11 protein-coding genes are annotated in these 12,919 nt (G+C 54.9%); 1 reads left to right on the top strand and 10 read right to left on the bottom strand.

Annotated elements, in window-relative coordinates; genetic code table 11:
* Positions 1 to 11: 11 nt before the first annotated feature.
* The 9 genes from K1558_RS20030 to K1558_RS19990 form a co-directional block, all read right to left on the bottom strand.
* On the bottom strand, positions 12 to 1,313 hold the full coding sequence (locus tag K1558_RS20030; RefSeq protein WP_238653430.1) for an NCS2 family permease: 1,302 nt from the start codon (positions 1,311 to 1,313) through the stop codon (positions 12 to 14).
* Between the two features lie 128 nt (positions 1,314 to 1,441).
* A complete protein-coding gene (locus tag K1558_RS20025; protein WP_238653429.1) occupies positions 1,442 to 2,200 on the bottom strand; it encodes a tRNA threonylcarbamoyladenosine dehydratase in 759 nt (252 codons plus the stop codon).
* Between the two features lie 19 nt (positions 2,201 to 2,219).
* The gene (gene aspS, locus K1558_RS20020; protein ID WP_238653428.1) at positions 2,220 to 4,004 is read right to left on the bottom strand and encodes an aspartate--tRNA ligase; all 1,785 of its coding nucleotides are present in this window, start codon (positions 4,002 to 4,004) and stop codon (positions 2,220 to 2,222) included.
* An 85-nt stretch (positions 4,005 to 4,089) separates the two neighbouring features.
* A complete protein-coding gene (hisS, locus tag K1558_RS20015; protein WP_238653427.1) occupies positions 4,090 to 5,349 on the bottom strand; it encodes a histidine--tRNA ligase in 1,260 nt (419 codons plus the stop codon).
* Positions 5,350 to 6,439: 1,090 nt separating this feature from the next.
* The gene (locus tag K1558_RS20010; RefSeq protein WP_238653426.1) at positions 6,440 to 6,901 is read right to left on the bottom strand and encodes a hypothetical protein; all 462 of its coding nucleotides are present in this window, start codon (positions 6,899 to 6,901) and stop codon (positions 6,440 to 6,442) included.
* A gap of 40 nt (positions 6,902 to 6,941) precedes the next feature.
* Positions 6,942 to 7,448, bottom strand: a complete 507-nt coding sequence (locus K1558_RS20005) for a type 1 glutamine amidotransferase domain-containing protein (protein ID WP_238653425.1) — start codon at positions 7,446 to 7,448, stop codon at positions 6,942 to 6,944.
* Between the two features lie 124 nt (positions 7,449 to 7,572).
* Entirely contained in the window at positions 7,573 to 7,728 is a 156-nt protein-coding gene (locus tag K1558_RS20000; protein WP_238653424.1) for a hypothetical protein, read from the bottom strand.
* 149 nt (positions 7,729 to 7,877) lie between these two features.
* Entirely contained in the window at positions 7,878 to 8,321 is a 444-nt protein-coding gene (dtd, locus tag K1558_RS19995; protein WP_238653423.1) for a D-aminoacyl-tRNA deacylase, read from the bottom strand.
* A 37-nt stretch (positions 8,322 to 8,358) separates the two neighbouring features.
* Positions 8,359 to 10,539, bottom strand: a complete 2,181-nt coding sequence (locus K1558_RS19990; protein ID WP_238653422.1) for a RelA/SpoT family protein — start codon at positions 10,537 to 10,539, stop codon at positions 8,359 to 8,361.
* 323 nt (positions 10,540 to 10,862) lie between these two features.
* On the opposite strand from K1558_RS19990, the gene uraA reads away from it, so the two are divergent.
* The gene (gene uraA, locus K1558_RS19985; protein WP_238653421.1) at positions 10,863 to 12,173 is read left to right on the top strand and encodes a uracil permease; all 1,311 of its coding nucleotides are present in this window, start codon (positions 10,863 to 10,865) and stop codon (positions 12,171 to 12,173) included.
* Between the two features lie 213 nt (positions 12,174 to 12,386).
* On the opposite strand, the gene K1558_RS19980 is transcribed toward uraA, so the two are convergent.
* Positions 12,387 to 12,905 carry an adenine phosphoribosyltransferase gene (locus tag K1558_RS19980; protein ID WP_238653512.1) on the bottom strand — a complete coding sequence of 173 codons (519 nt, stop codon included), beginning with the start codon at positions 12,903 to 12,905 and terminating at the stop codon, positions 12,387 to 12,389.
* Positions 12,906 to 12,919: the final 14 nt, after the last annotated feature.

The raw sequence follows: 12,919 nt of genomic DNA, 5'->3' as shown, positions 1-12,919 counted from the left end.
TCCGTACACGGTCAGCCCATTAGCGCATGGAGCACGAAGTTCGCAACGAACAGGCCGGCAATGCCGTACAGCGCCGGAGGAACCTCCTGCCCCCTGCCTGTCGCCAGCTTCACTACCGGGTAGGTGATGAAGCCGAAGGCCATGCCGTCCACAATGCTGTAGGTGAAGGGAATCATGACCATAATGAGAAACGCCGGGAACAGCTCGGTCATATCGGCAAAATCCATCTCCCGCACACTCTGGACCATCAGGCCGCCAATCACGATCAGGATGGGTGCGATGGCGCTGTCCGGCACATACGCCAGCAGCGGGATGAACAGGAAGGTTGCGCCGAAGAGCACGCCGGAGACCAGCGGAGTGAAGCCGGAGCGCCCGCCTGCAGCAATCCCGGCCGTAGATTCCGCCGCAGCTACCACCGGACTGCTGCCGAACAGGCCTGCCGCGATGTTGGCGAGGGAGAGCGCCCGCAGACTGCTTTTGAAGCGTTCGGGGCGTCCGGCCATCAGCGTCTGCGAAGCGATCAGCCCGATGTTCTCGAAGACCACAATCAGCAGCAGCAAGAATACTGCAATCCAGAACACAAGACTGACCCATCCGCTCCAGTCCATGCTGGCGAACACCCCGCCATACCCGCTGAACAGATGCCCGGAGCCGGTACTCTGCGGGGGATGAGCTGCCCCCAGCAGATAGGCCAGGGCTGTGCCCGCGATCATACTGATCAGCAGGCCGCCGCGCGTACCGCGGATGAACAGCACCAGTGCCAGCAGCAGCGTAACCACCGAGGTAATCACCGCCGGATCACTGAAATGCCCGATGGCGACGAAGGTGGTGGCGTGGGCAATGACAATCCCGCTCTTTTGCAGGCCGATAAAGGTCAGGAACAGCCCGATCCCCACCGTAATCGCGTGCTGCAGGTTATGCGGAATCGCATCGCTGAGAATGCGGTAGAACGAGGTGAAGGCTACGATCGCGAAGATCACACCCGTCACCACCACCACGGCCAGCGCCTCACGCCAGTCGAGCTTCATGGAATGCACCAGCGTATACGTGAAAAAAGCATTGATCCCCATGCCGGGGACCACGATAATCGGTGTTTTGCCGCCAAATGCCATCAGCAGGCAGCCTGTCACTGCCGTCAGGAGGGTGGCAACCATTCCGGCGCGCAGCGGCATCCCGGCATCCTGCAGAATCGCCGCATTGACCATTACAATATATACTGAAGCAAAATAAGCCAGGATACCAGCCGACACTTCCCGTTTCCAGTTGTCGCCGGGCTCCATCCCCAGGCTATTCCGCCAAAATTTCGCTTTCATGTCTTAACCTCCGCTATTGAACGTAAACTTAAAGTTCATCTTGTATGATGTCCAATTCAAGCCGTAATAAAAGGGCATACAGCCGGAAGCCGGCTGCACGCCCTTTGATCTTCTATCCTGATTAGGCTTTATTCCAAGGTGATGCCGCCGGAAGCCAGCAGCTCACGTACCGCTACGCTGACCATAATCAGACCTACCACCGGCGGCACAAAGGAGTTGCTGGCCGGAGGCTGCTTCGCCTTGCGCCGGTCGGGCGCGTTCTCCGGAACAATCTGCTGCGTGACATCCTCCCGCGGCTTCACCGGAGTCTCGGTGGAGAATACCACCTTGACCCCTTTTTTGATGCCTTCCTTACGCAGCTTCGTACGGATCACCCGGGCAATCGGGTCCACCGTGGTCTTGGAGATGTCAGCGACCTGGAAGCGGGTCGGGTCCATCTTGTTGGCGGCCCCCATGCTGGAGATCATCGGGATCTTCCGGGCCAGACATTCCTTGATCAGATGAATCTTATAGATAATCGTGTCCGAAGCATCAATGACATAATCCGGCTTGTACTTGAACAGTTCTTCATAGGTCTCTTCGGTGTAGAACATATTAAGTGCAATCGCTTCGCACTCGGGATTAATGAGCTTGATGCGCTCGACCATCAGATCGGTTTTGTTCTGGCCGATGGTCGTTGTCAGTGCATGAAGCTGCCGGTTGATGTTGGTTATGTCCACGGAGTCCTTGTCAATCAGGATAATCCGGCCGATGCCGGTCCGGGCCAGCGCCTCCACCGCCATAGCGCCGACGCCGCCGATTCCCAGCACAGCTACCGTGCTGTTCTTCATGACGGCAAGGCCCTCGGGCCCGATCGCCAGCTCTGTCCGTGAGAACTGATTCAGCATGATGTCAGCCTCCTCTGATTTATTTCTTGTCTTTCTCCGGCTTCGGTGCCAGCTTGATGTGAAGCTGCTCCAGCTGTCCGGCATCTACCGGGGACGGTGCATCCATCAGCAGGTCGGTGGCGCTTGCCGTCTTAGGGAAGGCAATCGTCTCACGCAGGTTGGTGCGGCCGGCCAGCAGCATAATCAGGCGGTCGAAGCCAAACGCGATGCCGCCATGCGGAGGCGTGCCGTATTCAAAGGCATCCATCAGATAGCCGAACTTCTCATAGGCCAATTCCTGCGTGAAGCCGAGCGCGTCGAACATTTTTTCCTGAACGTCACGCTTGTAGATACGCTGGGAGCCGCCGCCTACCTCGTAGCCGTTCAATACCAGGTCATACGCCTGCGCGCGGATTGCGCCCGGATCGGTATCGAACAGGTGCAGGTCTTCATCCATCGGGCGGGTGAACGGGTGATGCTCCGCCACATAACGCTTCTGGTCCTCATCATAGCCGAGCAGCGGGAATTCCGTCACCCAGGCGAATTTGAATACACTGTCATCGATCAGACCGAGCTGGCGGCCAATCTTCAGGCGCAGTGCGCCAAGCACATCCGCTACAACCTTCTTCGTGTCGGCGGAGAACAGCAGCAGGTCGCCTTCTTCAGCACCGGTGCGCTCTCTGACAGCCGCGATTTCCTCTTCGGAGAAGAATTTCACGATCGGTCCCTTGAATTCGCCGTCCTTGACCTGAATCCAGGCCAGTCCCTTCGCGCCGTAACGGGCAGCATACGGTCCGAGATCATCGATCTCCTTGCGTGTCCAGGTGCCGCAGCCCTTGGCGTTGAGGCATTTCACTTCTCCGCCCTTCTCGATCACGGAAGCAAACACCTTCACGCCGCTGCCGGCAACAATATCATTCATCTCCACCAGCTCCAGGCCGAAGCGCAGATCCGGCTTGTCGGAGCCGTATTTGCCCATAGCCTCAGCATAGGTCAGCCGCTGGAACGGTGCGGATACCTCTACCCCGACCGTCTCCTTCAGCAGGCGCTGCATCAGCTTCTCCATCATCGCCAGCAGCTCATCCTGCGGCATGAACGAGGTCTCGATGTCGAACTGGGTGAATTCCGGCTGGCGGTCAGCGCGCAGGTCCTCGTCGCGGAAGCAGCGGGCCATCTGGTAATAACGCTCGATGCCGCCGACCATCAGCAGCTGCTTGTAGATCTGCGGGGACTGCGGAAGCGCGAAGAATTCGCCTTCATGTACACGGCTGGGCACGAGATAGTCACGGGCGCCTTCCGGCGAGCTTTTGGTCAGAATCGGAGTCTCTACATCAATGAAGCCCTCGCCATCGAGGAAATCACGGAAAATCTTCGCCGCCTTCGAGCGGAGCAGCAGCGTCTTGTGCATCTCCGGACGGCGCAGATCGAGGTAGCGGTACTTCATGCGCAGGGATTCGTCCACTTCCACCCCGTCTTCGATGAAGAATGGAGGCGTCTTGGCTGCATTCAGCACCTCGATATCCGTAATCTGCACTTCAATCTCACCGGTCGGCAGGTTGCGGTTCACCGTCTCTTCATCGCGCTTCACCACCGTACCACTCACAGCCAGGACGTATTCACTGCGTACCTTATCAGCAATCTGCAGCGCTTCCCCGGAATAGTCGGGGTTGAAGACAATCTGTACAATCCCTGTCCGGTCGCGCAGGTCAATGAACAGCACGCCTCCAAGGTCGCGCCGGGTCTGTACCCAGCCGTTCAGTGTTACTTTCTCTCCGATGCTCGCTGTCGTCAATTGTCCGCAGTTATGGCTTCTGGTTGTGCTCATTGTCTATTCTACCCCTTCACATTTAAAATTACCTATTACTCGTTACTCGCTTCTTCGCTGCTATTTGCCGGATTCATTCATCCGCCTAATTCTGAATCAGCGCCTGCGCCAGCTCGTCCAGCTTCACCGTCCGCTGCTCGCCGGTCTCCATCGACTTCAGCGCGATCACGCCGCTGTTCAGCTCGTCCTCGCCGAGAATCGCCGTATATCGGGCCGCCATGCGGTCGGCCGACTTCATCTGTGCCTTCATCTTCCGCCCGAGATAATCGCGCTCGGCAGAGAAGCCAAGGCTGCGCAGGTGGAACAGCTGCTTCGTAATCTCCAGATCAGCAGCTTCGCCCAGGGCGATGAAGTAGACATCCAGCGGCTTCGCCGCCTCTAGCTCCACGCCCTGATTGTCCAGAATCAGCAGAATCCGCTCCAGGCCGATCCCGAAGCCGATGCCTGGCTGATCCGGCCCGCCGATCTCTTCCACGAGACCGTTATACCGGCCGCCGCCGCCCACCGTATCGATGGAGCCGATGCCAGCCGCTTTATACTCAAACGCTGTATGCGTGTAATAATCCAGACCGCGTACCAGCCGGGGATTGATGCTGTACTCTACCCCCATCACATCCAGATGGCCCCTTACCTTGGCAAAATGCTCAGTGCACTCCTCATCCAGGCTGTCCAGAATGGACGGAGCCCCGCCGAACTTGTCCTGGTCGACCTTGCAGTCCAGCACACGCAGCGGGTTGCGATCCATCCGCCGCTGGCAGTCGCTGCACAGATTCTCTCTCATCGGTCTCAGGAAATTCAGCAGCTTCTCGCGGTAGGCTGCCCGGCTCGGCGCGTTGCCGACGGAATTCAGCTCCACACGCACATCCTTCAGCCCGAGGTCGATGTAGAACTGATACCCCAGCGAGATGACTTCGGCATCGATGGCCGGGTCTACAGCGCCGAACGCTTCAATCCCGAACTGGTGGAACTGGCGGTATCTGCCAGCCTGCGGACGCTCATAACGGAACATCGGTCCGATATAATACAGCTTGCTGACATCCGGCTCCCCGTACAGCTTGTTCTGGACATAAGCGCGCACAACGCCGGCTGTCCCTTCGGGACGCAGCGCCAGATCGCGGTCGCCCTTGTCCTTGAAGGTGTACATTTCGCCTTCTACAATGTCCGTTGTTTCGCCCACTCCGCGCTCGAACAGCCCGGTATGCTCAAACATCGGTGTGCGGATCTCCCGGTAATTGAAGCGGCGGCAGAGCTCTCTGGCCTTGGCCTCCACGACCTGCCATTTCTCCACTGCACCCGGAAGCACATCCTGCGTACCGGTAGGTTTCTCGAATCTTTCTTTAGCCACAGCCTATCCCTCCTGAAAATAACCCCTTAGCACAACAAAAAATCCCCCGTGCCTGTTCAACTTGCAAACAGGGACGAGGGATTATACTAACCGATAATTCACCCGTGGTACCACCCACATTCCGGACCCTAAGCAGCTGCTGCTTCTGATCCGCTCTAAGCGGTTAACGCCCGCCTACGCGCCCCGGCTACTGACTGAAGGCATCTCTGCCTGTGTTCGCCGTGCGTTCTCGGGGAGGTCATTCATCCGTTCATCAACAGAATCCTTACAGCCATGCGGATCAGCGTCTGTTCGTCCTTGACTGGACGGCTGCGCGATCAGCGGGATTCCTCTCTGGGGTTGTGGGGTACGGATTACTTGGTCCCGTCATCAAATACAATATAACTTACCGTATACTGTTAGATTCTACTGAACCACTGCGCTAAAGTCAAGGATTGAATTCATTAAGCTATGGCCTACTGCGACTATGTGATTATTGCGACTACTGTGACTTTTGCGACTATGGCGACTACTGTGAGCAATGCGACCCGGCAAACCTTCAGCCCAAAGGACTGAGAATCCGCTATCGTGGCAAAATCTCATAATTCTCAGCTTAACCGGACTCAGATTCCGTTATCCACCTACATAGGACTCACTATTCGCTCAAATATACAGAATAACGGAATGTCAGTCCGCCTACGCCCCGATTTAGCGATTTTTAGACAAATAGGCGCTTCACAGTCCGCTTCACTCCGCTTGTGCCGGCACACTCTCTCTAGCGCCAACACCCTCCAAACAAAAAAGTGACCTGCAGCCGATTGCTGCAGGTCCATCGTCATATATTATAAAAAAGGGGGTCATGCTTCTATTATAAACACGCTATATTAAGGAATCATGTATGGAGTGTTACAGTTGCATTACAGAAAAGAAAGCGTTTCACAAAGTTGTCCAGGGCGCTGAGTTGAGCCAATTCTACACAATAGGTTACACCATCTCTTAATCCTTGTCTACAAGTGGAAACGGCTATTTCATAAAAAAGCTCCAGCCTCCGTAATGGAGGACTGGAGCTGATGGAGCTATACGTATACCTGCGCATCAAGCAGCCTGCTGCTTAATCAAACACCTCAACATAAGCCTGTTTGCGGCGAAGTGCATTCACCACATCGTTGAACTGGCTCTCCGCCACCTTCAGATCCATCACATAGTTGAGATGCTCCAGGTCGCTGTTCTTCAGCTCATCGCCGCTATGAACTTCGCCTTCTAGATCAGCTTCCTCTGCACGCACCTCATCCGGACGGTCCGGCCCATCGATATCCGCAACCGCAGGAACAATCGCGGCTCCTGCAGCCGGGCTGGAAGCGCCTCCTGCTGCATATACGCCTCCAGCACCGGTTGTCGCCGTATTGTATGGGGCCAGCGGAATCAGGATATTACGCCGGTTCCGGCCTCCGTTATCCAGAGGCGCCGTTAAAGCGGATACTTCCATATTCTCTACACCATAAGGAATTAAGGCTGTCTTGGCACCTTCTGCTGCATCTTCCGTACTGAAATAGGCTTGGATTCTCTTAGTCATTGTTAATCCCTCCCAAATAAGGTTAGTATAAACGCTTGTATTACAACACCTTAAGCAGCTCACGCACAAATGCGGGCTCATCCTTGGGTGTGCGTGAAGTAATGTAATTGCCGTCCACGACAACCTCTTCATCCTTGAACTCCGCACCGGCGTTGATCAGATCATCCTTCAGCGGCGGATAGGATGTGAGTGTGCGGCCTTTCAGCAGATCGGCGCTGATCAGAATCTGCGGCCCGTGGCAGATGGCGGCAATGGGCTTGCCTGCTCCGTCTGCCTCTTTGACAAACTGCAGAATGTCAGGGCTTAGACGAAGATTCTCCGGAGAAGAGCCCCCCGGTATGACTACAGCGTCATAGTCTCCGGCCTTGACCTCACTGATCGCCTTATCGGCTGTATAAGATACGCTTCCTTGTTTGCCGAGCAGAGTCTCATGCTTTTTCAGACCGATAATCTCTGCCTGATGCCCTGCCTGCAGCACCTCTTCATAAGGAACCTTCATTTCTGAATCTTCAAAATCGTTCGCGAGCAGAAATGCTACTTTACTCATGAGATGATGATCTCCTCTCTGTGCTATTCTGTTCTCGTGATTCTATTACCCGCATTCCCCCGTTTTATAACCAGCCCTATCCGTTACATGCAAAAAAAACAGCAAGCCGCAGCCGATCTGCCCGCTAACTCCGGGGCAATAGGCTGCGGCGCATTGGCTGAAGTCCCTGCAGCTCCTGCAGCCCTTCCGCCGCTTTAGCTGTGGCCGCCGCTTCTGTCCCTGAGCCTGTCCTATGGCCCTGCAACGTGCTCCATATCCATGCCTTTGGTGATTGTCTCATTCGCTGGACTCCCCGCAACTTGTGAATAATGGTTCCTTCATAGTCTAACCATCCAACGCCGCTGTTATCCCGCAGGCAGACTACACCAAACGACACACAAAAAAAGAACCCCACCTAAGGCAGAGTCCTTCATTCGTTAAACTATAACATCAGCCCCGGCTATCCAGCAGCAGGGTAACCGGCCCCCAGTTGGTCAGGGCGACATCCATCATCGCTCCGAACACCCCGGTCTCCACCTGCAGACCGCCTTCCCTCAGCTGCTCATTGAAATAGTCATAGAGCCGTTCCGCCTCAGCCGGAGGAGCCGCAGCCATGAAGTTGGGGCGTCTGCCCTTGCGGCAATCCCCGTACAGCGTGAACTGGGAGACGGACAGAATGGCCCCGCCGGCCTCTGTGACGCTGTGGTTCATTTTGCCGGCTGTATCCTCAAAAATCCTTAGTCCCGCCACCTTCTCTGCCAAATACTTGGCATCCTTCCCGGTATCCTCATGGGTGACGCCGACCAGCAGCATCAGCCCTTCACCAATCGCTCCGGTCACAGTCCCGTCCACGGTCACACTGGCGTTCTTACAACGCTGTACAACCACTCTCATCTCATCGTTCAGCTCCTTGCCGCTACAGCTTATTGCCTTATTGCATAATCCGGTTCACGGTATATACGTCCTTGACCCGCTTCACTTTGTCGACTACAGACTGCAGATGATCCGTATTGCGGATCAGAATGGTCATATGGATCATGGCCATCTTGTTCTTGTCAGAGCGTCCGGTCACAGCGGAGATATTCGTCTTGCTCTCCGACACTGCCTGCAGCACCTCATTCAGCAGCCCGTTGCGGTCATGCCCGGTAATCTCAATGTCCACGCTGTAATTCGATTCCATGCTGCCTTCCCATTCTACCTCAATCACACGCGCAGCCTCTTCCCCTTCGCCCTCGGACGGAATATTCGGACAGTCCTGACGGTGCACCGATACGCCGCGTCCACGGGTGACATAGCCGACGATGTCGTCACCCGGAACAGGATTGCAACATCGCGCGAAGCGTACAAGCAGATTATCAATGCCTTTGACACGAACTCCGTTGGTCGGCTGGTTGCGCTTCTCCCCGGTGGATTTGATCTCCTTCATCTGGGAGGTCAGCTCCAGGTGGCCTGCGGCCTCTTCCTGGTCCTTGCGCAGCTTCTCCGTAAGTTTGGAGGCAATCTGGGCAGCGGTAATCCCGCCAAAGCCAACTGCCGACAGCATATCCTCCACATCGTTGAAGGCGAACTTCTTGGCGGCCTCCGACAATTTGTCCTCGGTCAGCCAGTCGGAGACCTCCACGTTCAAGCGCTTCAGCTCGCGTTCGATCGCCTCCCGGCCCTTCTCAACGTTCTCCTCACGCTTCTCCTTCTTGAACCACTGCTTAATCTTGCTGCGCGCATGGGAGGATTGGGCAATCTTCAGCCAGTCGCGGCTCGGGCCGTATGAATTCTTGGAGGTCAGAATCTCCACAATGTCCCCGGTCTTCAGCTTGTGGTCCAGCGGCACAATCCGCCCGTTCACCTTGGCTCCAATGGTCCGGTTACCGACCTCGGTATGGATGCGGAACGCGAAATCGAGCGGCACCGAGCCGGCCGGCAGCTCTACTACCTCGCCCTTCGGCGTGAAGACAAACACCAGATCGGAGAAGAAATCCATCTTCAGCGATTCCACGAATTCCTCTGCATCCTTGGCTTCATGCTGCAGCTCCAGAATCTCGCGGAAGAACGGCATCCGGTTCTCCGGATTCACGTTGTTGCTGGTGCCTTCCTTATATGCCCAGTGTGCAGCGATCCCGAATTCAGCGGTACGGTGCATTTCCCATGTACGGATCTGGACCTCGGTCGGCTCCCCGCCGGGGCCTACCACCGTTGTATGCAAAGACTGGTACATATTGGCCTTGGGCATAGCAATATAATCCTTGAACCGGCCGGGCATCGGCTTCCAAAGAGTATGAATAATGCCGAGTGTGGCATAACAATCCTTAATATTGTCCACGATAATGCGGATGGCCAGCAGATCATAGATTTCATTGAACTGCTTGTTCTTGGTGTTCATCTTGTTATAGACACTGTAGATATGCTTCGGACGGCCCGACAGGTCGCCTTCAATGCCCATTTCATCCAGCTTGGCGCGGATACGGCTAATGACACTGTCAATGAACTGCTCGCGTTCTGCCCGCTTCTTGTGTACAAGATTAGCAATCCGGTAATACTGCTGCGGATTCAGGTAACGGAGAGCAATATCCTCCATCTCCCATTTGATCGCAGAGATCCCTAGCCGGTCGGCAATGGGACAGAAAATCTCCAGCGTCTCATAGGAAATCCGCCGCTGGCTCTCTTCCGACTGATATTTGAGCGTACGCATATTGTGCAGCCGGTCCGCCAGCTTGATCACAATGACCCGGATGTCCTGAGCCATAGCGATGAACATCTTGCGGTAATTCTCGTTCTGCTGCTCTTCCTTCGAGCGGAAGCGGATGCGCTCCAGCTTGGTCAGGCCGTCCACCAGCATCGCGCAGGTATCGCCGAACTTCTCGCGGATCTGCTCCAGAGATACAGTCGTATCCTCCACAACGTCATGCAGCAGCGCAGCAATAATGGATATAACATCCATCTGCATATTGACGACAATATCTGCAACCGCCAGCGGGTGCAGAATATACGGCTCCCCCGATTTGCGGATCTGCCCATGATGTGCCTGGTCGGCAAATTCGTAAGCTTCACGGATGCGGAGAAGATCTTTTTCTTTTATATAGGCGCCAGCCTTTTCGGTTAGTTGCTCTATGCCCATTCTCGTCGTATCCGTTTCCCTTCTATAATAAAATGAACCCGCAAGGATGCAGAATTTGCAGGTTCCATATATCCCGGCGGAAGTAACACACAGGTTAAAGTTGTCTATAATTATGACGCTTGCGAGGGATTCCGTCAACACTTGGCATAGCGTGGGATTCCTGGCAGCGAAAGGGCCAAGAAAAGACAAATTTGTGGCGCAGTCAAAAATGTTGTTGTAAAAACCCGCCGATCTATTTAATCTAGTAAAGGCGGTTTGGAAGTAGCTGCTATTACAAATGTCAAGAGAACCCCAAATTAGATCAGAAAGAGAAGTGAACTCCATTGCAACGCGAAATTCAAGTTAACGAAAGACTCCCTTGGGGCCCGGGCTTCCTCCTGAGTCTACAGCATCTGTTCGCCATGTTCGGCAGCACCGTGCTGGTTCCCAACCTGTTCGGGGTAGACCCCGGCATGATCCTGCTGATGAACGGTATCGGCACCCTGTTATATATTCTGATCTGCCGCGGCAAAATCCCTGCTTATTTGGGTTCCAGCTTTGCCTTTATCTCCCCGGTACTTCTGGTTCTCAAAGAACATGCCGGCGACCATGAGCGCGGATATTCGCTTGCACTTGGCGCTTTTATTGTTACGGGTATCATCTTTATTCTTGTCGCATTAATTGTACGTTATGCCGGCACAGGCTGGATTGATGTCGTATTCCCTCCGGCGGTTATGGGCGCGATCGTAGCCACCATCGGGCTGGAGCTTGTTCCTGTTGCAGCACGCATGGCCGGGCTGATTGCTCCGGAAGGCGTGGCAGCCGCAGACTGGACACCGGATGGTAAGGCCATTATACTGTCACTCGTCACGCTTGGCGTAACGGTTCTCGGCTCCGTGTTATTCCGCGGCTTCCCCAAAATCATTCATATCCTCATCGGTATCGTTACCGGTTATGTACTCGCTTATATCTTGGGTCAGGTGAATACAACTGCAATCTCGGAAGCAAGCTTCCTCTCTCACCCGACGATCATTACCCCCTCCTTCAATTGGCAGGTCATCTTAACGATCATTCCCGTATCGCTTGTGGTTATTGTTGAGCATATCGGCCATTTGCTGGTAACCAGTAATATTGTCGGCAAGGATCTGACCAAGGATCCGGGTCTGGACCGCTCGCTGATGGGTAACGGGATCTCTACCGTGCTCTCCGGCTTCGTCGGCTCTACACCTAATACCACCTATGGGGAAAATATCGGCGTTATGGCGCTGACCAAGGTATACTCGGTATACGTCATCGCCGGAGCTGCTGTTATCGCCATCGTGCTGTCGTTCTCCGGGACCTTCTCCTCGGTCATTGCCAACATTCCTACGCCGGTCATGGGCGGTGTCTCCCTGCTGCTGTTCGGGGTAATCGCGGCCTCCGGTCTGCGGATCTTCGTGGAGCAGAAGGTGGATTTCTCCAAGGCTACGAATATGATTCTGGCCACGCTTGTACTGGTAGTAGGGATCAGCGGCATCTCCCTTAAGCTTGGCGGCGTGGAGCTGAAGGGAATGGCACTGGCAACGATTGTCGGTATGGTGCTCTCCCTGCTCTTCAAGCTGATTGAGGTGCTGGGCCTGTCCAACGAACAGGAAGCTGATAAGTCAGCTCACTAGAAAAATTAATTCTGATGTTTGCCGTAACTGCGGTGATATTTGGACTTCCGGCCGCTGTTGTCCGCTCCTACAGTTCCAAAATCCGCTCCGTTACTTCCATCAGTTATTGTTAATCCAATCGAAATATCAGCTGCAAAAAAGCGGACTGCTGTCTACATTCGACAGCAGTCCGCTTTATATTTCCCAGGAAAAGTTATCCAGGTCCAGGTATCATTAATCCTCGTAATTTAGCAGAGTAACAACCTCAATATCCGACAGCTTGCTCCGTCCGTCCAGAGCTGTCAATTCAATCAGGAACGCAGCTCCAACCACTTCGCCGCCAAGCTGCTGCACCAGATTAACCGAGGTAGCAATGGTACCGCCGGTCGCGAGCAGGTCATCCGCGATCAGCACCTTCTGGCCGGGCTTAATGGCATCGGTATGCATCGCCAGCGTATCCTTGCCGTATTCCAGCGCATAGCCGGCTTCAATGGTCTCGTACGGAAGCTTGCCGCTCTTACGGATCGGCACGAAGCCTACGCCCAGGGCATACGCGAGCGGTGCGCCCACGACGAAGCCGCGCGCTTCCGGTCCGGCGATCACATCAATCTCCAGATGGTCCACCAGCTTCTTCAGCTCGTCGATGGCGGAGCGGTAGGATTCCCCGTCCATCAGCAGTGTAGTAATATCCTTGAAGCTGATTCCAGCCTGCGGGAAATCCGGGATCACACGAATCTTGTCTTTGAAATCCAACATTATCATCTCCT

Source organism: Paenibacillus piscarius, assembly GCF_022234545.1.
Lineage (GTDB): Bacteria > Bacillota > Bacilli > Paenibacillales > Paenibacillaceae > Paenibacillus_AQ > Paenibacillus_AQ piscarius.
The sequence above is the reverse complement of the archived record's forward strand: the minus strand, read 5'-3'. Positions and strand labels throughout refer to the sequence as shown.